This window comes from Tardiphaga sp. GW822-FHT04G09 (assembly GCF_058800725.1).
Genome location: NZ_JBXAMO010000011.1, coordinates 39,651 through 61,183, shown reverse-complemented (window position 1 = coordinate 61,183; position 21,533 = coordinate 39,651). Strand labels below are relative to the sequence as shown.

Annotated in this window: 19 protein-coding genes, 1 tRNA gene and 1 pseudogene; 17 read left to right on the top strand and 4 right to left on the bottom strand. The window is 60.0% G+C overall.

Annotated elements, in window-relative coordinates:
* Positions 1-12 precede the first annotated feature (12 nt).
* Entirely contained in the window at positions 13-1,338 is a 1,326-nt protein-coding gene (locus AC1RLZ_RS19115; RefSeq protein ID WP_493189905.1) for a TadE/TadG family type IV pilus assembly protein, read from the bottom strand.
* Between the two features lie 262 nt (positions 1,339-1,600).
* Here AC1RLZ_RS19115 and AC1RLZ_RS19110 point away from each other — a divergent pair, with 262 nt between their 5' ends.
* Positions 1,601-2,695, top strand: a complete 1,095-nt coding sequence (locus tag AC1RLZ_RS19110; RefSeq protein ID WP_493189904.1) for an ROK family protein — start codon at positions 1,601-1,603, stop codon at positions 2,693-2,695.
* Between the two features lie 460 nt (positions 2,696-3,155).
* Positions 3,156-3,245: transfer RNA gene (locus AC1RLZ_RS19105), tRNA-Ser, on the top strand.
* Between the two features lie 130 nt (positions 3,246-3,375).
* Here AC1RLZ_RS19105 and AC1RLZ_RS19100 read toward each other — a convergent pair.
* Together AC1RLZ_RS19100 and AC1RLZ_RS19095 are read right to left on the bottom strand one after the other, a co-directional pair.
* Positions 3,376-3,597, bottom strand: a pseudogene (locus AC1RLZ_RS19100) (hypothetical protein); the annotation flags it as partial.
* Between the two features lie 110 nt (positions 3,598-3,707).
* The gene (locus tag AC1RLZ_RS19095; RefSeq protein ID WP_493189903.1) at positions 3,708-4,421 is read right to left on the bottom strand and encodes a LexA family transcriptional regulator; all 714 of its coding nucleotides are present in this window, start codon (positions 4,419-4,421) and stop codon (positions 3,708-3,710) included.
* A 139-nt stretch (positions 4,422-4,560) separates the two neighbouring features.
* On the opposite strand from AC1RLZ_RS19095, the gene AC1RLZ_RS19090 reads away from it, so the two are divergent.
* The 7 genes from AC1RLZ_RS19090 to AC1RLZ_RS19060 are packed head-to-tail and all read left to right on the top strand — an operon-like array spanning position 4,561 to position 11,154.
* Positions 4,561-5,346, top strand: coding sequence for an ABC transporter permease (locus AC1RLZ_RS19090; protein WP_493189902.1), 786 nt, complete (start codon positions 4,561-4,563; stop codon positions 5,344-5,346).
* Positions 5,319-6,164, top strand: a complete 846-nt coding sequence (locus AC1RLZ_RS19085; protein ID WP_493189901.1) for an ABC transporter permease — start codon at positions 5,319-5,321, stop codon at positions 6,162-6,164. Before AC1RLZ_RS19090 ends, AC1RLZ_RS19085 begins: the two co-directional genes overlap by 28 nt.
* Positions 6,140-6,907: an ABC transporter ATP-binding protein gene (locus tag AC1RLZ_RS19080; protein WP_493189900.1), complete on the top strand. Its 768-nt coding sequence runs from the start codon at positions 6,140-6,142 to the stop codon at positions 6,905-6,907. Before AC1RLZ_RS19085 ends, AC1RLZ_RS19080 begins: the two co-directional genes overlap by 25 nt.
* 43 nt (positions 6,908-6,950) lie before the next feature.
* A complete protein-coding gene (locus AC1RLZ_RS19075) occupies positions 6,951-8,060 on the top strand; it encodes an ABC transporter substrate-binding protein (protein WP_493189899.1) in 1,110 nt (369 codons plus the stop codon).
* Positions 8,061-8,074: 14 nt separating this feature from the next.
* Entirely contained in the window at positions 8,075-9,217 is a 1,143-nt protein-coding gene (locus tag AC1RLZ_RS19070; protein WP_493189898.1) for an LLM class flavin-dependent oxidoreductase, read from the top strand.
* Complete coding sequence (locus tag AC1RLZ_RS19065) at positions 9,217-10,119, top strand: ABC transporter substrate-binding protein (protein WP_493189897.1); 903 nt, start codon at positions 9,217-9,219, stop codon at positions 10,117-10,119. The genes AC1RLZ_RS19070 and AC1RLZ_RS19065 overlap by 1 nt, the downstream gene beginning before the upstream one ends.
* 51 nt (positions 10,120-10,170) lie before the next feature.
* A complete protein-coding gene (locus tag AC1RLZ_RS19060) occupies positions 10,171-11,154 on the top strand; it encodes an ABC transporter substrate-binding protein (RefSeq protein ID WP_493189896.1) in 984 nt (327 codons plus the stop codon).
* A 238-nt stretch (positions 11,155-11,392) separates the two neighbouring features.
* Here AC1RLZ_RS19060 and AC1RLZ_RS19055 read toward each other — a convergent pair whose 3' ends face one another.
* A complete protein-coding gene (locus AC1RLZ_RS19055) occupies positions 11,393-12,076 on the bottom strand; it encodes a LuxR C-terminal-related transcriptional regulator (protein ID WP_493189895.1) in 684 nt (227 codons plus the stop codon).
* 370 nt (positions 12,077-12,446) lie between these two features.
* Between AC1RLZ_RS19055 and AC1RLZ_RS19050 the strand changes: the two genes are divergently transcribed.
* From AC1RLZ_RS19050 to AC1RLZ_RS19015, 8 genes are all read left to right on the top strand, one after another.
* Positions 12,447-13,502, top strand: a complete 1,056-nt coding sequence (locus AC1RLZ_RS19050; protein WP_493189894.1) for a LuxR C-terminal-related transcriptional regulator — start codon at positions 12,447-12,449, stop codon at positions 13,500-13,502.
* Between the two features lie 547 nt (positions 13,503-14,049).
* Positions 14,050-14,772 carry a sugar phosphate nucleotidyltransferase gene (locus AC1RLZ_RS19045; RefSeq protein WP_371423104.1) on the top strand — a complete coding sequence of 241 codons (723 nt, stop codon included), beginning with the start codon at positions 14,050-14,052 and terminating at the stop codon, positions 14,770-14,772.
* Between the two features lie 75 nt (positions 14,773-14,847).
* Positions 14,848-15,984 carry a DegT/DnrJ/EryC1/StrS family aminotransferase gene (locus tag AC1RLZ_RS19040; protein ID WP_493189893.1) on the top strand — a complete coding sequence of 379 codons (1,137 nt, stop codon included), beginning with the start codon at positions 14,848-14,850 and terminating at the stop codon, positions 15,982-15,984.
* Between the two features lie 50 nt (positions 15,985-16,034).
* The gene (locus tag AC1RLZ_RS19035; RefSeq protein ID WP_493189978.1) at positions 16,035-16,691 is read left to right on the top strand and encodes a sugar transferase; all 657 of its coding nucleotides are present in this window, start codon (positions 16,035-16,037) and stop codon (positions 16,689-16,691) included.
* A 5-nt stretch (positions 16,692-16,696) separates the two neighbouring features.
* Positions 16,697-17,704 (top strand): SDR family NAD(P)-dependent oxidoreductase, encoded by a 1,008-nt coding sequence (locus AC1RLZ_RS19030; RefSeq protein WP_493189892.1) that lies wholly within the window; start codon positions 16,697-16,699, stop codon positions 17,702-17,704.
* A 119-nt stretch (positions 17,705-17,823) separates the two neighbouring features.
* On the top strand, positions 17,824-18,993 hold the full coding sequence (locus tag AC1RLZ_RS19025) for a hypothetical protein (RefSeq protein WP_493189891.1): 1,170 nt from the start codon (positions 17,824-17,826) through the stop codon (positions 18,991-18,993).
* Positions 18,971-20,245, top strand: a complete 1,275-nt coding sequence (locus AC1RLZ_RS19020; RefSeq protein WP_493189890.1) for a polysaccharide biosynthesis/export family protein — start codon at positions 18,971-18,973, stop codon at positions 20,243-20,245. The genes AC1RLZ_RS19025 and AC1RLZ_RS19020 overlap by 23 nt, the downstream gene beginning before the upstream one ends.
* Positions 20,246-20,450: 205 nt before the next feature.
* Positions 20,451-21,230, top strand: a complete 780-nt coding sequence (locus tag AC1RLZ_RS19015; RefSeq protein ID WP_493189889.1) for a helix-turn-helix transcriptional regulator — start codon at positions 20,451-20,453, stop codon at positions 21,228-21,230.
* Positions 21,231-21,533 lie beyond the last annotated feature (303 nt).

Sequence of the window (21,533 nt, the reverse complement as noted above, 5' to 3'; positions counted from 1 at the left end):
TGGTTACGCTGGCTAGCGGCTCACGCGCGCATCGGCGACGGCGCGCTGAAACAACGCTGTCATCGCGTCCGAGATGCCCAGGGTCGGGCTGATCTCAAAGTAGAAGCCCGGCGAAGCACAGCTCTGCATGTTGATGGCGATCTGGCTGTTGGGCGAAGGTCCGTAAGGACCAGCGTTGAATGGCGCGATCCAGCTATTGTACCAGGGATTGGTCGGAAGATCGAGGTAGGTCGTGTAGAGCACGGCAATCTTGATGCCGCGATTCTTCAACGTGGTGCAAAGCGCCGGATTGATCGGCGACTGGCATCGTCCACCTGTGGTCGGCTTCAGGCAGTTGCCTGGATTGTATTCGTCGGCCACGCCATCGGATACGAAGAAGAGATATTTGAGCGGCGCACCGGCTGTACCGGCTCCGGGGGCGCTGATGGCTGTGTTGATCGCCGGGAATATGGCGCTGTAGCCGGTGTCCTGATCGTTGTTGTCGTTCTGGCCGTTCACCGTCATCAAATCGATGTTCCCGGCCGCCGTCTTCGCACTCGAGAGGCTGGATGACAACGCGAACAGGGCTCTCAAACCGGACGTCGAGGCCGCAGCGCCAAAGTCGTAGATCGCCATGCGGAACTGGTTGGAATAGGTCTGCGTATTGGCTGCGGTATCCATCAACTTCTGGGTGGCCGTACGCAGCACGTCGATGCGCGTGATCACGCCAAGTTTCTTGGCGAGATTGTAGTAGTTGTTGGTGTTGTTGAGGTCGTGGCAGGCAAAGGCGCAGCTGTCGGACGTGTTCTTGACCATCAAAGCCACGTCTGCCGGTGTTGCACCGACGCCCATGGACGGCGAATTGTCGAGCAGCAGGTAGAAATCGATATAATTCGGCATCGTCGCCGTTGCGACAGAACTGCCGGTGACCGTCATCTTGGAAAAGCCCATGACGGATGTGAGGCTGGTCGGCACATCCGCCGAGAATTGCATCGTGGCCGTCACGACGCCATTGGCGCGATTGACGGTCGCCGTCGTGCTGGTCAGCGTGAAACCGGTCCTGCCAGATGTGTTGCCCTTGAAAATATTGATTGCATCGACGTCGCCCCCGGGGACGGGGCCGTCCGCTGTCATCGAACCTGCGGTAATGAATGCAGCAGACTTCTGTACGATGGAGCCGACGCTGGCCGTATCGAGGGCGGCTTGCAGTTGGGATCTGATCTGTAGTGCGCGCGTATAGTCGACCGCGGCGCCAACCATGGAAATAAGAGGGATGCATGTGATCGCGAATATGACCGCGACATTGCCGCGCCGGTCGCGGCGAAGACGATTGGTGAGCCTGAGGAATGACTTCAGCATGAAAATGCGCCCGTATGAACGCGGAGATAATTACCTGTGTTAATAAATTTACCGTTAGGTCGATCGCGGAAAGGTGGTGGTGCGAGCTGCTCGCCATGTTCGTTAGTTAAGAATGTTCTACCGGCATCGTCGAAACACCGACATCGCTGAAGCCGGCCCGCAGGACCGATGCAAGGGGCGCGGCAGGGGCGCCCTGGCGGGGCAATGAAACAAACCGGCTCCCCGGGCATTATCAATGCGGTTCTGGTCTGGCAGGGGCGATATGGCTGAAGAAACAATGACGACCGTCGGCATCGGCAATCATGGTGCCAAGCGGCTGCCCTCCGTTGACGTGGACACGTTCAACATCGAGTTGAAGGACAATGACGGCTTTCTCGGTGATCGCGCCAGCAAGGGCGCATTTCGAAAAATTCTGGACGGCCTGCGCAAGCCGTTGAAGAAAAACGGCGAGGATCCGCTCGGCGAAAAGGCTGCCAACGAGATCAGAAAATCCAGCCTTGATGGGATTTTGCTCGGCGACGATGTGCCGGCGGCGGCGTTGCTGCATGGCGCGATCGAGGAGTTCGCCCAAGAATTGGCTTACGTTGTTCGCCGTTTCTTCAAGACCAAGGTCTGGGCCGATACCGAATGCATCGTGGTTGGCGGTGGCTTCCGCCAGAGCCGCGTCGGTGAACTTGCGATTGCGCGTACCGACGCTCTCCTGAAGGCCGAAGGTTTCAAGGTCGACTTGGTGCCGATCCGCTTTCATCCCGATGAAGCCGGTCTGATCGGTTGCCTGCATCTGGCTCCGTCATGGATCTTTGAAGGTTACGACAGCATTCTCGCAGTCGACATCGGGGGCTCCAACATCCGTTGCGGCGTGGTGGAAACCGGCTGGAAGAAATCGAAGGATCTCTCCAAGGCTTCGGTATGGAAATCCGATCTCTGGAAGCATGCCGATGACGAGCCGACGCGTGAAGGTGCAGTGAAGCGACTGGTGAAGATGTTGAAGGATTTGATCAGTGCCGCCGACAAGGAAGGCCTCAAGCTGGCGCCGTTCATCGGCATCTCATGCCCCGGCGTGATCAACGAAGACGGCACCATCGAGAAGGGTGCGCAGAACCTTCCTGGTAATTGGGAAAGCAGCAAGTTCAATCTGCCGGCCTTGCTTGTCGAAGGCATCCCACAGATCGGCGATCACGACACTGCGGCGCTGATGCATAATGACGGTGTTGTACAAGGTTTGAGCGAAGTGCCCTTCATGCAGAACTTCGAACGCTGGGGGGTGCTGACGATCGGAACGGGGCTGGGCAACGCCCGCTTCACCAACCGCAAGAAAGAGAAGGACGACAAGAAAGCGAAGAAGGACAAGGATTGAGCTTCGCGCTTGCCGGACCGCCGCAGCGGCCCGGCATCAGAACTTCCAGTCCTTCAGTTTCTCGCTCTCCATGCGCAGGTCGTCCTGCGACAGCGGCAGGAGGTGCCGAAGCCGCTATATTGTGGCGTGCCGAGCGGATGAATCAGCCACCTGGGCGATCACGGCTCCAGGGCAACGAACGAGGAGGCGCGGGTCGACGGAGCGCGCCGAAGCTGGAAGCTTCACCGAAACGGTAATGAAATCGGTGGCTTATGCACGGTGCCGAAACGGTATCCGCCCTGCGCGTGACATTTTACTATTGCTCCCGCTACGCGGTTCGCGCGAGACCCCTGCCAAAGGCGACCTGGCCGGGCATCGGCAAAGATCACGGAAATTCCTGTTCGCCCGGCTTGTCTGCCGAGTCATCCTCGCCTAGAACACCGCCAACCACCTGCGGGCGACTGCGGGTTCTTGGCGCCTTGGAGAGGTGGCAGAGTGGTTGATTGTACCGCACTCGAAATGCGGCATGGGTGCAAGCCCATCGGGGGTTCGAATCCCCCCCTCTCCGCCAATCCCGCCAGAAAAACGTTATCTCTCAATGTCATCTGACGTGAGCCCCCTAGGGGCCCGTATCTCAGCCCGTGCCTTGCGTTTGGCGATAGAGCGGTGATTGCCGTGCCTGGATCGTGGCCGGTGGAAGTCTACGCCGCCTCCCACACCTGATTCAAAATCCGCGCTGCGAGGGCGGCCTTGTCCTGCGGCAAGAAGCGACCGTAGGGCTGTGCGGCCATATCTGGCGTGTCCTGAATAGCGTAGCTCGCCTGTTCGTAAGACCCAGTCTGCTCAGAATATGCGTAGCCAGCACGTCGCGGACGTTGTGAGGCCGTGAGTAGAAGACCGGCGATGGCGCCGCGGCCCGTATGCAGATCAGAAACGGCATCTGCATCTCAGGGTCGGAAGGTCTCTTTCGGAAGAAATTTTCGGCCAGCTGCGGACAGGACCTGATGTCCAGCTCACGGCCAGACTAACCGATCTATAGCACCGAGCCGCGCCAGACGACGCGGCCAACGATTTCGATCTCCGTCGCGTCTTGCACAAAAGCGTGGTGTTGGGGATTGTCGGCCAGCGCGCGAATGCGGTTGCCCGCCTCCACATGCAGCCGCCGCAGGAGCATGTTCCCGGACTCATTGAGCAGATAGATGCGGCCGTCTTCGATGTCGCGGTCTTGAGTGTCAATCAGCACGGTGTCGCCGTTGCACAGCGTCGGTGCCATGCCGTCTCCCCGCACCGTCATAACCTTGAGCGAGGTGATATCAAGGCCATTGTCATTCAGCCACTTGTAGCAGAAAGCCTGGGCGGTGAAGTCGCTTTGAGGTTTGCCGGTCTTCGGGTGCCGATCATGTCCGGGCATGAGTGGCAGCAGCCGCAGGGTGCTGCCGGGGAGCGGGGGCGTGTCGCCATCCCGCATCGCTCCGACTCCCCGCGCAAGCCAGTCGATCCGAACGCCGGCCGCATCGGCGAGCGCGACCAGAACCCGCCGCGACGGCTCGCCGCCGGCAAGATAGCGGCTGAGGCCGGACGGCGAGATCCCCGCCTTGCGAGCGAGGCCCGAGGCCCCACCGGCCGCCTCTACGATTTGGTTGAGCCGGGCAACGAATCCGCCATCCGCATGGGAGACCGCCAAAGCCGCGTCTTCGCCCGCCAGACGGGCATATTTGGGGTCCATTTCCTTTTTCTTCGCTATCATGAAGTTTTTGCTCCGCGCCCGATCGAAAAACGAAAAACTGTACCCTAGTCGCTCTCGGCAGCTTTGGTATTGATAGCGCCTGAAACGCGATAGGGCAATCATCTAGCGCTATTGCGAAATTTGCGAGAGTTATATTGCAATGAGCGTTTTCAGCGCGCTCGATCGAGCGGCGCCCCATTACTTCAAATGGCTGTTGCCGACGGGCTTGTTGGCCATCTGGTCGGCCGGTGCGGCGACGGGCGTCATTCCGGATGGCGTCCTTGCGTCGCCGTGGCATACCGCGCAGACGGCATGGAAGCTCGCAGCCGATGGCACCCTGCCGATCGCCATCGGCGAGTCGCTTCGTCGGGCGCTGTTCGGCCTCGTGATCGGGGGCGGCCTTGGTCTTGCCGCCGGGATCGTCTCGGGCGCCTCGCGCGGCGGCGAGGATTTGCTCGATGGCACCCTTCAGCTGCTGCGCACTGTTCCTTTCGTGGCGCTCGCTCCGCTGTTCATCGTCTGGTTCGGCATATCTGAAGTCGCGAAAGTCGCGCTTGTCGCCTTTGCCTCGTTTTTTCCACTCTATCTCAACACCCATGGCGGCATCCGCGACATCGATGCGCGGCTGATCGAGGTCGGGCGCGTCACGGGTCTGAGCCGCTGGGGAGGGCTCCGCGAGATCCTGGTGCCGGGCGCATTGCCGGCGATCCTCGTCGGGCTGCGCTATTCGCTGGTGATGTCGATCATCGCGCTGGTGGTCGCCGAACAGATCAATCTCACCACCGGCATCGGCGCCTTGCTTGGGGACGCTCGGCGCTTCGTCCAGACGGACGTGATGGCCCTGTGCATCGCCGTCTATGCCGTGCTCGGCTGGGCCGCGAACAAGGGCGCCGAACATTTTGCAGACTGGCAGTTGTCATGGCGCAATGGCGTGCGGGCCTCATGACGGCGATCGAGGCAGGTCTGGCGCCCGGGTCCGGGCGACGAGCAGTATGGCTGCGCTGGCCGGCGCGTCTTGGTCTGCGTCGGCTGGCCATGCCGATCCTCCTGCTCGCGATCTGGGAGATCGCTGGGCGCGCAGGGTGGCTTTCGGCGGTCGCGCTGCCGCAGCCTTCGACCATTCTCGATGCAGGAGGCGCTCTCGTCCGCGATGGGGCGTTGCAGGCCGGGCTGGAGATCTCGTTGTTCAGGTTGCTGGTCGGTTTTCCGCTCGGCGTCGTCGCAGGCATCGCGCTTGGCATTGCCGTAGGACTCTCCGCCCGGGCCGAGGATTTGTTTGACGGGACGCTGCAGTCGCTGCGCGCCATTCCGTTTCTGGCGCTGGCCCCCATGTTCAGCCTGTGGTTCGGCGCCGACGAGGCCTCCAAGATTGCGCTGGTCTGCTTCGGTGCGGTGTTTCCGGCCTATCTGAACACCGTCGCAGGCATTCGCGGTGTCGATGGGCGGCTCGCCGAGGCGGCGAGAGCGTTCGGCGTTCATGGCTTTGGCATCGTCACCGAGGTGGTGATGCCGGGCGCGATGCCATCGATCCTGGTCGGCCTGCGGCTGTCTTTCTCATGGGCGCTGGCAGCGCTGGTGTCTTCGGAGCTGGCGGGTGTCGGCACTGGCCTTGGCGCTCTGGTCGCGCAGGCCCGCGAATTCGCCCAGACCGAAATCGTCATCCTGTGTGTCGTGATCTACGCGCTGGTCGGCTTCACCGCCGATGGCCTGGCGCGCGTTGCAGAATGGAGGCTGTTGTCATGGCGCCGATCGTTTCCCGGCTAATAAACGAGCGCGCGGCGCCCGTTGTCAGCGTGCGTGGCGCGACGCGGCAATTCGGCGATCGGCAGGTTCTACGGCAGATCGATGTCGATATCGCACCAGGCGCGTTCGTCGCGTTGCTCGGTGCAAGCGGCTGCGGAAAGACAACATTGTTGCGGCTTCTCGCGGGGCTCGACCAGCCGGATGCGGGCGATATCGGTGTGCCGGAGCGCCGCGGCATCGTCTTTCAGGATGCGCGCCTTCTGCCGTGGCGGAAGGTCTGGCGCAACGTCATGCTCGGCCTGTCCCGAGACCGGGTGCGCGCCGAGCACGCGCTCGATGAAGTCGGTCTCGGCGGGCGCATCGATGACTGGCCCGGCACCCTGTCGGGCGGGGAGGCGCAGCGCGTCGCGCTGGCGCGCGCATTGGTGCGGCAGCCGGAGCTGCTGCTGCTGGACGAGCCCTTCGCGGCGCTCGATGCGCTGACCCGGCTGCGCATGCAGCAGCTTGTGCTCGACCTGTGGCAGGCACACGGGCCCGCCGTTCTGCTCGTCACCCACGATGTCGATGAGGCCCTCACTCTGGCGGACCGCGTCCTTGTCATGCGCGACGGGCGTATCGTCGTCGATCTTCCCGTGACATTCGATCGGCCGCGCGTGCGCGCCGCCGCGGGCTTCGAATATCTGCGGCGGCAATTGCTTGAAGAGCTCGGCGTGTCTGCGACCGGTGACGATGGCGTGCAGCGTCGCCAAGCGACGGCGTCCTAGTTGGGGCGCTCCTGTGGCCGAACCATCAAAAGGGAAGACCGATATGACTGTTGTTGCACCGCCGGCTGCCTTCGATCGGGACGTCTGGTACTCGCGTTGCCCCGTTCCGACGCCGTTCGCGGTGGCGCTCAAGCAGGGCTGGCTACATGACGCGCTGGCGGGTCAGGACGGCGGCGCCTCGGTGCCGTGGCGTTCGCTCGGGGAATCTCGCGACGATGCTATCCGCAACGCGCATTTCACTCACGCCAAGGCCGATGTGTTTCGTCATGGCGGCAACATTCCGCCGCTCTGGGCGAGGTCGGAGGGGGCCGAGACGCGGTTGCTCGGCGTATCCTGGGTCACTATGCGGCAGCAGGTGCAGGTGCTGCCTGACAGCGGCATCCGCTCGCCTGCCGATCTGGCTGGCCGCAGGATTCTGATCCAGCGCAGTCCGGCCGCGTCGATCGACTATTGGCGCGCATCGACCTTGCGTACCTATGAAGCCGCGCTGGCTTCGGCCGGTCTCGGTCTCGCCGATGTGCAATTCGTGGAGCAGATCTCTCAGGTGGGCTCCCAGCCGGGAGCGCAGGCGAAGCTGTCGCCGGACGGTTCGCTTTGGACTGCCGATCGCAGCCTCGCCCGCCGGCGGGAGTTGCTGCTGCCGCTGGTGCGCGGCGAGGTCGATGCCATCGCCACCCAAGCGCATTATGGCGTCGAATTCGAGGGCCTGATCGGCGCCACGACGATCTTCGATCGCTCGCTGGCGCCCGACCGGCTCGACCGCGTCAACAACGATACGCCGGATGTGCTGACGGTGAGTGCCAATCTCATCGAGCAACGCCCCGAAATCGTCGAGCGGGTCATCCTCCAGCTTCTGCGCGCGCGAGACTGGGCCCGCGCCCACCGCGTCGAGGTGGTGCGCCTGATGGCGCAGGAGTTCAAGACATCCGAGACGCTGGTCGATCAGAGCTGGGGCGACGATCTCGCCGATGGTCTCGATATCGATCTCGGTGAAGAGAGCCTCGCTGCGCTGCAATCGCAGAACGACTTTCTGCTGCGTCACGATTTCATCAGCCGGCCGGTCGATCTCAAAGCCTGGATTGATTCGCGCCCGCTGGAGGCTGCCCACGCCCGTTACGCCGCTGCACGGCCCGATTCTGACACACGCGCATAAGTGAGGAAGCACAAATGGAAGTCTATTGGTACGTTTTCTACGTCGACGGTCAGCATCCGTGGCATGCATCGAAGACGCGTCACGTCGATCGCCGCTACCTGAAAGCACTTGGCGCGACGATCGATGCTTCGGGTTTCCATGGCGCGCTGGTCGCAACCGGTGCAGGCGGTGGCTGGGATCCCTGGGTTATTTCATCGACGCTCGCGGCTCATACCGAACGAATGCGCTTCCTGATCGCGGTCCATCCGTCGCTGCTGTCGCCGACCTTGCTGGCGAAGCAGGCCCTGACCTTTGATCATCTGTCAGGCGGCCGGCTCGATATCAACATCGTGAACGGTCATGCCGGCTTGAGCGCGTCCGGTGTCCATCTGCAGCATGATGAGCGTTATGCGCACGGCGCCGAATACCTAGACGTGTATCGCCGCTTCATTGGCGGCCATTCTGGACCGATTGATTTCCAGGGCAAGTATCTCGACATTCGCGGCGGTCAGCCCGTCGGGACGCCGATCCAGTCTCCGTATCCGCCGATCTGGGTCGGTGGATCGTCGGACGTGGCGATCGATCTCGCTGCGAAACACGGCGACGTCTATGCGAGCTGGGCCGAGCCACTCGACAAGCAGGGAGCCCATATCGCGACGTTCCGTGCAGCAGCGGCCAAATATGGTCGCAAGGTCGAAACCGCGATGACGGTGCATGTCGTGGTTCGCGATACCGAGCAGCAGGCCTGGGCCGAAGTCGACAACATGCTGCAATATGCCAATCAGGATGCAGTCGATGCGCTTCAGCGCGGTTTGCGCGCCGGACAGTCGGTGGGACAGGAACGTGCGTCGGCTCTGCATGGGGGTAAATTGCCGAAGCATGCGCGTGATCTCGAAATCGCACCGAACGTTTGGGCGGGCTACGGCCTGTTGCGCGTCGGGTCGAGTATCACGCTGGTCGGCACGCCCGCCCAGGTCGCCGCGCGCCTGATCGAATATCACAATATCGGGGTCGACAAATTCATCCTGTCGCATCACCCGCTGCCGGAGGAAGCGCTCCGCGTTGCGGACGACCTGCTGCCGTTGCTTCCGCTCAGCCCGGTCAATCCCCAGCGCGAGGCCGCGCAGCGCACCGCGCGCACCTTCAACAACCAACTCAACGGCGTGGGGGTGCGGTGATGAGTGTGAAGGTTGGAATTCATCCGCAGTCGCCGGCTGGCCCGATCCTGCTGTGGGCACCGGCTTTTGCCGGCATCCGCGAGGCGCTGCGTGGTGAGGTCGAGTGGGTCTATTACGGACACGGCACGCAGACGCCGAAGCAATTTGCCGATGGCGCCATCGATGTCGGGCTGACCGGCGCGACGCCGCCGATCGCCATCCAGGCCGCAGGCCAGGACATCACCTATCTTGCGGTCGGCCAGCCCCGCCCGCATTCCGGAGCCATCGTGGTGCCTGCCGCATCCCCGGTTCGTGATCTCGCTGGTCTGGTCGGGCGCAGCATCGGCTTTGCCGTCGGCTCGTGGCACACGGCGTTTGTTGCCCTCGCGCTGGACGGCATCGGTCGATCATTCCGCGATATCATTCCGGTCAGCTTCGTCGATAGCCAGGGCCGGGTCGATCCGGCCAGCGTCGACGCATGGGTCGCGCGACCAGAGGAGATCGACGACCCTGCGCTGCGGGTACTCGTTGCCGTCGGCGACGTCTGGAGCAATCGCAGCGTCAGTTTTGTACGCAGCGAGATCGTGGCCCGCGCGCCCAGAACGCTTGCGAAGATTGTTACGGCGTTGGATCAGGCGGGCCGCTGGCTCGGGCAAAACCCTCGGGAAGCGGCCGCGTTGCTTGAGGACGGCAGCCCGGTCGGGCGCGATGCTTTGGAGCGTGGCATTCGCCGGCAGACCGGAGCGGAGGGCCTGTCCGTCGCTGATGACGATTTCAGATCCGAACAGCAGCGGGTGGCCGACGTCCTCGCACAAGCAGGAGTGCTGCGCTCGGTTCGTCTTTCCGATGCCATTAATGAGCGAAGCAAAGCCATTTGGACACTCTCCCGTGAACTCGCCGCAAGCCTGGTGACCGTCGCGTAGACGCGTCGCGCTCTCGTCCGATTCCTCCTTTCCCCTTGGAGTACCGACATCATGTCGCTTCGTTTCAACTCGCTGCTCTTGGCTGCGGCTCTTGCCGGGTTGGCCTTCGCGCTGATGTTGGCCGATATTGCGCCGTTAGCCGCGCAGGGCGCCAAGCCGGTTGATTTTCAGTTCGGCGTCATCCGCGGTCTCACCACGTCGAATCTCGCCAAGGAGAATGGCGCATTTGACCGCAGGCTCGGTGAAGCGGGCGCCAGGCTGGTGTGGCGCGGCCCCTATCCGGGCACGCCCTATGAGGCGCTCGCCGCCGGTCAGGTCGATGCGACTTTCACCACCTCGACGAATGCGGCGCCGGCGGTGCTCGGGAATGCCAAGTTCAAGATCTTCGGCTATCAGGAGCCGGACCTCGACGGCGAAGGGGTCTGGGTGAAAAAGGCCGCTGGCATCAACAGCCTCGCCGACCTCAAGGGTCGCAAGATCGCCAGCGACAAAGGAGGGTCGGGCCATCATGTCCTCCTGAAGGCGCTGGATCGTGCCGGGATCAGCCCAAAAGACGTCGATATCAGCTATTTTGACCCGGCGGACGCGCTGGCCGCCTTCAATGGGGGGCAGGTTGAGGCGATCGCGACCTGGCGGACGTTCGGCGCGTCTGCGGAGACGAAGGGCAATGGCGTGAAGTTGGTCAGTGGCCGCGACGTCGGATCGGAGAACCTGCTGATCTATATCGTTCGCGAGCAGTTCGCGAAGGAGCACCCGCGAACCATCAAGGCAGCATTTGATGCTCTGCGCGAAAGCGCCGCCGAGTCGGCCAAGGATCCCGCAGCGACCGCACGGCTGTGGGAAAAGCTCGGCAATCTTGATCCGAAGGTCGCGCCGATCTTCGTGCCGCCAGCGTCGCGCGAATTCCACGCAGTCACGCCGGCACTGATCCCGATCTTGGACAACGCCGCCAATCTGTTCGTAAAATATGGGGTCATCCCGCGCGCGCCGGATTATTCACGCATGCTCTTCAACGTGAACGACGTCAAAGGCTAGTTATGTCTGGCAGCGGATATCTGACGACCGCACTCGGATGCTCGCCGCCATGAGTCACGATCTCAGGCCTCCGATTACGCGATCGAGACTGAGGGCTGAGTGCGTGACAGGCATGTCTATTTCCGAAATCGCGATCTGTCGCAATTTTTAAAATTGACAATCGGCCATCGAGGCGTTCGATCTGGCGAAGGATCCAAGAGGGGACGTGGCGCGCGGGTCAGCGCGGGACTGTTCATGCTCAATCACAATGAACTATCGGAGCCTGATCCTCAAGCAGGCCTCCACGTTCGATGTGCGATATAGCAAGCGCCGCAAGCACCGTCCGGTTACTGATTTCAAGCTTCTGATAGATGTGATGGAGATGCTGCTTGATGGTGCCATCAGCAATATTCAGCCGACGCCCAACTTCCTTGTTCGACAGCCCTTCGGAGACCAGGCGCATGATCTGACGCTCGCGCTCTGTCAGCACCGTCAGCACACGCTCCGTGATAGCGTTATTCTTTTGCTCGGAAGGTATGATGTGATCGATTGAGGGGGGCGGCAACAGCCTTTGGCCGGTTGCGACTTCCCGCAGCGACTGCACCAGGGTTTCGAGAGCCACGTCCTTCAGGACGACACCGTAGGCGCCAGCCGCAGCCGATAAAGCCAGTTGGCGTTCCTCAATGACAGCGGCGAAAAAGACGACGCGCGTGGAAAGCCCCTCGGAGTTGGCGATGGTAATTATTTCCAGCCCGGTCAGGCCTGGCATTGCGATGTCGATAACGGCGATGTCGGGCGTCAGATTTCGAATCGCTTCGATACAGCTCGCGCCTGTGCTGCAACATGCGACAACCTTGAAGCCGTTTTGCGCTTCAAGCACGCTCGTTAACCCTTGCAGAACCACAGGATGGCGGTCTGCGATCACGACGCTGGTGCAGTTCATGGGCGGTCCTCAGCCTAGCCCCCCAACACTTAAACTCCACGCTACCCCAAATATTTCCTTCTTAACCCCGGAGTCACTAATTTTCTGAAAACGCACCCTCGCTGCGCCGCAACGTTGGGTGGCTACTTATAAAAGTATCACTCCAAGATAGAGGCCGTGTGACGAAGCACGCAATCACGCTGCGGAATCTGTGGCGGTGGCCCGGTTTGCTATTATGAACGACATCCCTCAGTACCGGCGCATCATCTATAACCAAAGGTATATAGGGAGATCGGGAATTCGCATCTAACATTCGTAAAATCGTCACGACCGGCAAAGGAGGCTTCTTCAAAATCCGACCACGAAAGGCTTGCTACAATGACAGAGTTTCTTGCCGGCTGAAAATATTTCAATACCAAAACCTGCCGAAGAAGCGGCGCTTAGCCGCCGACGGATCACCAAGAAGAACTCGGATTTCAATAGCTCTTTTTTTTTGAATATCAGTTTGCGTATGGTTGGGAGGGTCGCGATGCGGAGGCAGCAATCTTTTTTAACTATTCTCGTTGGAAAAAGTATTCTTCTCAGAGAGGGGCTTGCCAGAATTCTACGCTCAGCAAATTTTCGTATCCTTGCCTCAGTATCAAGTGTCGATGATTTGCTCCCGGGCCAACTGCAAGCACACCAACCTCTGTTTCTTATTGTTCACACCGGCCATGATTTTGACGCCGCGATTGAACAAATCGAACTTTTCAGGGACCACCATCCGGACGGCCGCATTGCGATCGTGGCCGATCACTATCGAAGGGACGAACTGGCCGCCGCGTTTCGGGCGGGTGCTAACGGCTACTTCGTCAACGTTATGACGTGCGATGTCTTCATAAAATCCATTGAATTGATCATGATGGGGGAAACAATCTTTCCTCCGGCATTTCTATCATCTGTTCTTGCACCCGAAGGTAGTTATGCGGGCGATGCGGAATCGCACGACCAGGACAAAAAGCAGGCAATTCTTATCACGACAGAAGATCCGGCCACGCCGCAATTGTCGCCACGGGAGAAATCAATTTTGCAGTGCCTGATTGAAGGCGCTTCCAACAAAAGCATCGCGCGGAAGATCCATATCGCCGAGGCAACTGTAAAAGTTCACGTCAAGGCGATCCTTCGCAAGCTCCGAGTCCAGAATCGGACACAGGCAGCGATTTGGGGGATGAACAACGGATCGCTGGCAGAACCAGCAAACAGCAACTCTCCGCCTTCATCTGGTGATTCGAACAGCCGGCTTTCAAATCCGGTTGCTATGATCTCCGAGATCAAGAAAAGCGAAGCACCCGTGCCAATGGGTACGATCAACCATGCGTCAAAGCATGTTGAAGTCTCTAGCATCGACCGTCTGATCCGTAAGGGCATCAACGGAAAGATCTGTGTCACGGCACGGCTCGGCAAATAGCCAGGGATTATTGCGCAGACCAGAACGATCGCGCCGATCGATGGTTATCGAATGGTGGTGCTCGTACCGGTGAACGATCAAGCGCAGGCGCGTGAGGCGCCGACAATCGCGCAGGCGGTCGCGACGCGACCCGATGAATCGTTTCGGTGACCCTCGGTGACGGCTGATGCAACGTCGCGCGCGTGACAGGCGCCGGGCGGCAGTTGCTGGCAGGCTGGCTTACAAGCCGGCTCGTCGTGGCTGTCGCCGCCATTCCAATCGCGACGATGTGAAACTTGCTTTCCGACATTCACGCCGCGAGACAGCCAAAGACCTGCCCGGCTAGTCCCATCATGCGCGATGCGGAGCTGCAGCATTGCGCTCCGATACATGTACTCATGTCATTCCAACTATCCTTTCCGCATCTCATGCAAACGCACGAAGACGTATTGATAGTCCGCGTCTAGTTTTCTCTTCAATGCCATTCCGGTTCGGCCATCAGCGCCAGGTCGGGCTTTCGCGTTGACATGATGAACGATTGCGCGCTCCAGCAACACAGGAGGATAATATGAAGGCTGTCATCCAATGCGGCGGAAAGGGAATGCGCTTGCGGCCGCATACATCCATCTTGCCGAAGCCGCTTATGCCGATCGGATCGCGGCCCGTTCTCGAACTCCTGCTCAAATGGCTCAGGCGAAACGGAATCAGGGACGTGTTCATCACGACTGGATATCTGGGCCATCTTATTCGCAGTGTTTGCGGCGACGGCAACCAGTGGAATATGCAGATCGTTTATACGCAGGAGCTGGAACCGCTTGGAACGATCGGCCCGCTGTCACTTTTACGAGAACAGCTCGATGCGCCGTTTCTGGTCCTCAATGGCGATGTGCTTACGGACCTGAACCTCAGTCAATTCGTGAGCTGTCATCGGCGGCACCAGGGTCCTCTCACCATTGCCACCGCCACACGTCCTACCAAAATGGACTTCGGCGTGATCGATGAGACGGGCGGATGCGTCACAGGATTTCGCGAGAAGCCTGAACTGTCGCATCTCGTGAGCATGGGCATCTACTGCATGGATCCCTCGGTGCTGGATCGCATTCCGTCAGGTGTTCCATTCGGCTTCGATGATCTGATGGCCCAGATGCTGGAGGAGGAAATACCCGTGAACGTATTCAAGCACAACGGCATGTGGCTCGACATCGGGCGGGTAGACGACTTCCTCAAGGCTCAGGATATCGCATGGGACGAGCAGTCGCCTCCGGCGTTCGTGGCAACCGCCGCAGCCTGACGAAGATGTTGCATGTCACGGCTGTCGCTCGTGTCACTCCAGATATTTCGCTGAATCCGGGATCGGAGATAACACATGCTATTGGTATCAGAGCCAGTCCTGGGTCCGGACGAGCAAACAGCCCTGGCCTCCGTCATCGAGAGCGGCTGGGTCACGATGGGAGACCGCGTCCGGGAATTTGAACAAGCGTTCGCCCATCTTCATGAGGCCGAGGATTCGATCGCCGTCGGTTCGTGCACGGCAGCCCTCCACCTGATCCTGCACGCGCTCGGCATTGGGCCGGGCGACGAAGTTCTTGTTCCATCACTGACCTTCGTCGCCACAGCCAATAGCGTTCTCTATGTGGGGGCGCGTCCCGTCTTCGTCGATATCGATTCAGCCGAGATTCCGTTGATGTCGCTGGATGACGCCGAGGCCAAATGCACATCGAGAACCAAGGCGATTATTCTCGTCCATTTCGCCGGCTACCTCGCCCACCGCGACACCTGGCAGTCCTTTGCTCGTCGCAAGGGCCTGCTCCTGATCGAGGATGCGGCTCATGCACCCGGACTGCCCGCGGTAGGGACCTTTGGCGAGGCGGCAGCATTCAGCTTCTATGGCAACAAGAACATGACGACGGCCGAGGGGGGCGCCATTATCGCCCGCAGCCGTGCTCTAAGGGAAACCATCAGGCGGGCTCGGTCTCACGGCATGACAAGCAGCACGCGACAGCGCCTCACCAGCCGCCGTCCCGATTACGATGTAACTATCCTTGGATTCAACTATCGTATGGACGAGTTGCGTGCTGCCGTCGGCCTTGCCCAACTCAAGAAACTTCCGGAATGGAATGACACGAGACGGCGCCTGTCACTGTGCTATCGTCAGCTGATGGCGGAGCATTGCCCGGCGGTGATGATACCCTTCGCGAATCCCTGGCCATCGGCGCATCATCTGATGCCGGTCGTCCTGCCGCCGGCAATCGATCGGCAGCCTGTGATTGATCGGCTGCGCAAGCGCGGCATACAGACCACCATTCACTATCCCGCCGTACATCACCTGACGTTTTACAGAGAGCTTTACCCCGATACGTTCCTGCCGCGAACCGAGGAGTTCGCTCAACGGGAGCTTACGCTGCCGCTGCACCCCCGGATGAATCCCGCCGATGTGGAACAGGCAGTGAATTCCCTTGCAGCCGCAATTGGCACGGAGTTTCCACTAGGGGCGATCGCATAGCCATGCGCGGGGCGGCTAACCAACTCCTGGCGTCCACTCCTGTTACGCAGGTGGGCTTGCGGCGCGCCCTTGATATTCTGTTTGCGGGTGCTGCGGCGGCTATTCTCGCTCCTCTCTTCCTGATCGTAGCGCTTGCTATCTGGATCGAGAGCGGGAAGCCGATCTTCTTTTCGCAACTTCGTCTCGGTCAAAGTGGCCGACCATTCCGCATGTACAAATTTCGCAAATTCAGGCCGGATTGCGACCGGCATGGATATCCGCTCACAATGGAGGGAGACGGCCGCCTCACTATGATTGGTCGCATCCTTGCTGCGAGTAAGCTGGACGAGTTACCGCAACTCTGGAACGTGTTGCGCGGCGACATGGCGCTCGTGGGACCACGGCCTGAATCGCTCGTATTCTTCGACTGCTTTCGCAATGGGTTCGAGAAGGTTCTCGACCATAAGCCCGGCCTTTTTGGTCCGTGCCAGGTCATGTTTCGACATGAAAGCAAGTTTTATCCTGCTGACGTTGCGGCTGTGGATTTCTATCGGCAAGTTCTGTTCCCGACCAAGGCGAAAATTGATCTCGCCTATTTCCCGCGCCGAACACTGGTTTCCGATCTCGGCTGGATTGTTCGTGCGGCCTGGGCAATAGCGGCGGGATCGCGGGCCGAATGCACGCTGAAGGATCTATCGAAAGCCCCTGGACAACAAACCGGACATTGACGGCCATGAGCTACCTTGGTGCCAGAATTCTCGTCACGGGAGCCGACGGTTTCATTGGTTCGCACCTGACCGAAGCGCTTGTGTCGGCAGGAGCCAACGTTACCGCTCTTGCCCAGTACAATTCCTTCGATAGCCATGGTTGGCTGGACGATCTGCCGGATTCGACCCGAAAGGAAGTCAACCTTGTTCGCGGCGACATTCGCGATCCGGCTTTCGTCGGTCGCCTCGTGCCCGGCCACGAGATTGTTTTTCATCTCGCGGCACTGATCGCGATCCCTTATTCCTACGTCGCGGCGCAATCCTATGTCGAAACGAACGTAATCGGCACCTTGAATGTGCTCGAAGCTGCGCGGCAGCACGGTACCGAGCGGGTCATTCACACATCGACCAGCGAGGTCTACGGCACAGCCATAACAATGCCGATCGATGAAACTCATCCGCTGCAGGGACAATCGCCTTACTCCGCTTCCAAAATAGCGGCAGACATGATGGCAGGGGCTTTCGCGAAGTCGTTCGGCGTGCCGGTCGTCATCCTCAGGCCGTTCAATACGTTTGGGCCACGTCAAAGCGAAAGGGCGATCATCGCTGCCCTCATACGGCAGGCGCTGGATCCCTCTTGCCCTGCGATCATGGTCGGGGACGCAACAACCATACGCGACCTTACCTTCGTTGCCGATACGGCGGCCGCGTTCATGGCTGCCGGACTGGCCGAGGGGATCGAATACGGCCAGCCATATAACGCAGGTAGTCAGCGGGCGATCATGATCCGTGACCTGATTGACGTGATCGTCGACCTTACGTCGAGCCACAAGCCTGTGCTTCAGGATGAGAAGCGTCTGCGACCGACAAATTCGGAAGTGCGAGCGTTGCTCGCCGATTGCACCCGCTTCGTCCATGCGACGGGGTGGTCACCGCAGGTCAAGCTGGAGGAAGGGCTGGAGCGGACAGTTGACTGGTGGCGTAATCGCCTTTCGGGGAAGCAGGTCCGGCGGCAGAGGGATTTCATCACATGATGGCCCCGCTGGGGTATGCCCGGGCTCTCCTGTGCTGTGGCGCCCTTGTCTTGCTCGTCTCACCCAGAACCGCTTCGGCGGAATCGATCGCAAAGGCCCAGTTCCTCCCGGCGCCTGCCATGGATTTGCCCGGCTATCTCGATCCAGCCACCGATGCATCCCTCGGTACGACCTTTGTTCGTGTGACCACGCCTGAAAGTCCCATGGGAAACGGCCTGGCTTGCAAGCGTTCCTATTGCACCCATCGCTATTCGAGTGCGCAGGCGTGGAACGCCGACCAGAGCCTGCTTTTGATTGTCAACGGATGCAATGGTCTGTGCTTTCTTGACGGGCACACCTATGCGCCGCTGTTTCGGCGACAGCGCGGGGGTGAATGCGAATGGCATCCGCAAGATCCAGAGCTCATGATTTGCGTCGCCGGGCGTCGCATTTCGCGATGGGCGCCGCGAAGCAACACCGAAGATGTGATTCTGGACACGGACACTTATAGCGAGCTTCAGTTCGGCCCTTATAAGGGCAATCCTTCCTGGGACGGTAACCGCATCGTGGTGCGGGCCACCAACCGGCAGGGCGCGATAATCGCATTTGCAGTGGATCTCTCCGATCGCCGGAAATTTCCCGACATCGAGCTGGCGCGACTTCCCGGTAAAAACAGCTATTGCGGGATCTCGCCGCTGGGCAAGTACATCTTCTGCCAGCAGTCTCGCATCGACTTCACAGATCAAGCATTTGTCCTCAGCATCGAGGGCGATCTGCTGCAGAGCTGGACCGAGCATCACCGACCTGGGCACGGTGACATGACCGTCGATCTCGACGGCAACGAAGTCTATGTCGGTATCAGCAAGTCGGTGCCCGACAGATATCAGGTCATCAAACGGCGGCTCAAGGACGGGCAGGTGACGGCGCTCGCTCCCTATGGCGAAGGTCAGCATGTATCGATGCGAGCGATACGGCGTCCCGGCTGGGCCTTTGTGAGTTATGCCGGTGCCGCGCTCGCTCCGGCCGGCGGTCAGAAAGTGGCTCCGTTCGCTCAGGAAGTCATCGCACTGAAAATCGATGGCAGCGGCGAATTTCGCCGCCTCGCGCATACGCGCAACGCTCCGTATGACTACTGGAGTGAAACGCATGGCTCACCGTCTCCCGATGGATCGCAAGTCATTTGGTCGAGTAATTGGGGGCAACGAGGCGGGCCGGTATTCGATTTCGTTTCCCGCATCGACTGGGCCGATCGGGAAAGCGGAGACAGCTTAGCGCAAGGAGATCGTCATGAAGGGCAACAGGCGCGGTAAGGTTTTCAGCTATGTCCCTATCAGCTTCTGGGCAGGGATCGCTGTCTTGGCAGGCAGCGACGGTTGCCTTGGAGCTCAATACAGCCTCGCGCCCGGCGATACTGTCGAGATATCGATCGGTGGAGCGCCTGAACAGCGCAATAAAGCTCAGATCCAGATTGACGGCACGATCGCTCTTCCTGGGGTCGGTACGGTGCCGGTTGCTGGTCTGACCCCGTCGGAACTTCAGACCCGCATGGAGACGCTGCTGCAGTCCAGGATTCTGCGTCAGCGCTCACCTGATGGGCGTGAGCAGGCGCTCGTCATCAAGCCGGGGGACGTGATTACGAGCGTCGTGGAGTATCGACCGATCTACGTCACTGGCGACGTTCTCACGCCCGGACAGCTGGTCTATCGCGCGTCCATGACCGTACGCCAGGCCGTTGCGGTCGCCGGCGGCTTTAGCCTGCTGCGATCTCGCGGTCAGATCGGCGCCACTGATCCGGCGGATCTGTTACGCGACTATCAATCTTTATCGACCGAGTACATCAAGGAGTATTTCCACGTTGCTCGCACCAATGCGGAAATCCAGGGCAATGATAACTTCGATCAGAAAGTGCCCGGCGATGTATCCTTGCCGGCCTCCGTCATCGAACCGATCGTGCAATCCGAGGCCGCGTCGCTAAAGACCGCGCAAATGGACTATCGCAAGGAGCGAAGCTTTCTGGAGGATGCTGTCAAACAATCGGACGCACAGCTCTCAACCCTCAGGAAGCAGCAGGATGGTGAGGAAAAGGGGGTGCAGGCTGACGAGGATGAGCTGGATCGGATAGTCAAATTGTTCGGCGCGGGATCATTGCCAAGCCCTCGTGTCACAGAAAGTCGACGCGCTCTTCTGTTGTCGTCGACACGGCGTCTGCAGACGATGGTCGAAGTCATGCGGCTGCAACGTCAGCGCGACGACTTCGTGCGCCAGATCGAGCGGGTCGCCAGTCAGCGAACCATCAATCTGTTGCGTGAGCTGAAAGATTCAAACGTTCGCATGGCGGACTTACGGATTAAATTGCAGGCGCTGAGTCAGAAATTGCAACCTGTCGGTGGTGCGGGAGCGCTACCTGTCGGAACAAGCGATCTCCAGGCAGAGGTAACGATCGCGCGAAAGGTCGGCCAGCAATGGAGCAGGATTGCCGTATCAGTTGATTTCGATGTCGAGCCGGGAGATGTGGTGGAAGTTGCGCTACGCCCGTCGGGAGTAGCCAGCGCATCCAATTGAGCTATTGGTACAAGCAGGGGTACCCACAAAGGATACCGCTCTTTACGGCATCCGGCCTGACGGCCTGCACAAAACTGCGCGCTGAAACGTGCATCGTTTTTCCAGACGACATTTCTTCCATGTCATTCAGACCGCCAGAGGCACTACGAACAGTAGATCGCTTCAGCCAAGTGCGCAGCCGGGTTACCTCGATTTGAACATTTACATGGCCCGTCGAAATTGGAATGCTTTCCGTTCGATCAAGCCTTGTCATCCGGTCGAAGTAGTCGGCGAAGGGAATGACGAAATGTTGAATTTGAATCAGAGCGCCACATTGCCCGGCGCGATTGCATCGCTTCACCCCTGCAGGGAATCCATCTTCAATATTTCTAATCGCGCTCCCCCTATCCGGCCAGACGCCAGTCCAGACAAGAAGCCCGGTCTTGGCGAACAACGTGACGTATTACACGCGGTTCTGGCGCGTATTGGTTGCGGGCAGGTTTTGCTTAAACGTGGTTGCGTGCTTGACGTGAGCGCCATCGGACGCGCGATACTGGAACGCGAATGCGAGTCCGCGACCAGTCCTGAAACACTCTACAGCGCCGTAAAGCAGTTGGTGAACCGCGCGGGGGCCCAAATTCCCGTTGGCTCGACATCATGGCTCGCGACCTCCTTCAAGGAAGGCGTCACCAGCCTGGTAAGCCAGATGCTCAATGTTTGGACCGATGAAACCAGCACCATCATCCTGCTCGATCTCGACGCTCATCCGGAGCCAACCCCACGGGCGCTCCAGCGCTTGTTCGGCTTCACAGCCGCGGAAACCCAGCTAGCAGTTGAATTAGCGCGGGGTCACAATTTACTTGATATTGCTCGCTCCCGACGGCTGAGCCGGACGACGATACGCTCACACCTGGCCTCATTGTTCGTCAAGACACAGACGCGGCGGCAGGCGGAGCTGGTAGCACTACTCGGGCGCGTTGCTGTCCTGCCTTCTCCCGATAATTGAGTCCGAGAAGCATTGACGCAGGCCTCCTTATCGATCCAGGCATCAACGCTGCGGCAAGTGAAACGGGTCGTCGACCGGCCAGATTCGCGCGCCCGACGCTTGAACTGATTCCGGATTTGACGATACGACGCCTCAGCTTGCGCACATCATGCCAAACGCGCTTCGGAGTAATCCTTCTGGGAGCGGTGCCCTGACTTTTCAGGATCGCCGAATATTTCCGACGCCGCCGTCATTCGAACGAATGAAGACACTTTGTGATCGCCCCGTAAGCTCGCATCGTCCGATCACACTCGTGGACATGGA

Coding starts and splice junctions, on each gene's coding strand:
- AC1RLZ_RS19115 (WP_493189905.1), bottom strand. CDS start 1,338: ATGCTGAAGTCATTCCTCAGGCTCACCAATCGTCTTCGCCGCGACCGG.
- AC1RLZ_RS19110 (WP_493189904.1), top strand. CDS start 1,601: ATGGCTGAAGAAACAATGACGACCGTCGGCATCGGCAATCATGGTGCC.
- AC1RLZ_RS19095 (WP_493189903.1), bottom strand. CDS start 4,421: ATGATAGCGAAGAAAAAGGAAATGGACCCCAAATATGCCCGTCTGGCG.
- AC1RLZ_RS19090 (WP_493189902.1), top strand. CDS start 4,561: ATGAGCGTTTTCAGCGCGCTCGATCGAGCGGCGCCCCATTACTTCAAA.
- AC1RLZ_RS19085 (WP_493189901.1), top strand. CDS start 5,319: ATGGCGCAATGGCGTGCGGGCCTCATGACGGCGATCGAGGCAGGTCTG.
- AC1RLZ_RS19080 (WP_493189900.1), top strand. CDS start 6,140: ATGGCGCCGATCGTTTCCCGGCTAATAAACGAGCGCGCGGCGCCCGTT.
- AC1RLZ_RS19075 (WP_493189899.1), top strand. CDS start 6,951: ATGACTGTTGTTGCACCGCCGGCTGCCTTCGATCGGGACGTCTGGTAC.
- AC1RLZ_RS19070 (WP_493189898.1), top strand. CDS start 8,075: ATGGAAGTCTATTGGTACGTTTTCTACGTCGACGGTCAGCATCCGTGG.
- AC1RLZ_RS19065 (WP_493189897.1), top strand. CDS start 9,217: ATGAGTGTGAAGGTTGGAATTCATCCGCAGTCGCCGGCTGGCCCGATC.
- AC1RLZ_RS19060 (WP_493189896.1), top strand. CDS start 10,171: ATGTCGCTTCGTTTCAACTCGCTGCTCTTGGCTGCGGCTCTTGCCGGG.
- AC1RLZ_RS19055 (WP_493189895.1), bottom strand. CDS start 12,076: ATGAACTGCACCAGCGTCGTGATCGCAGACCGCCATCCTGTGGTTCTG.
- AC1RLZ_RS19045 (WP_371423104.1), top strand. CDS start 14,050: ATGAAGGCTGTCATCCAATGCGGCGGAAAGGGAATGCGCTTGCGGCCG.
- AC1RLZ_RS19040 (WP_493189893.1), top strand. CDS start 14,848: ATGCTATTGGTATCAGAGCCAGTCCTGGGTCCGGACGAGCAAACAGCC.
- AC1RLZ_RS19030 (WP_493189892.1), top strand. CDS start 16,697: ATGAGCTACCTTGGTGCCAGAATTCTCGTCACGGGAGCCGACGGTTTC.
- AC1RLZ_RS19025 (WP_493189891.1), top strand. CDS start 17,824: ATGGATTTGCCCGGCTATCTCGATCCAGCCACCGATGCATCCCTCGGT.
- AC1RLZ_RS19020 (WP_493189890.1), top strand. CDS start 18,971: ATGAAGGGCAACAGGCGCGGTAAGGTTTTCAGCTATGTCCCTATCAGC.
- AC1RLZ_RS19015 (WP_493189889.1), top strand. CDS start 20,451: ATGGCCCGTCGAAATTGGAATGCTTTCCGTTCGATCAAGCCTTGTCAT.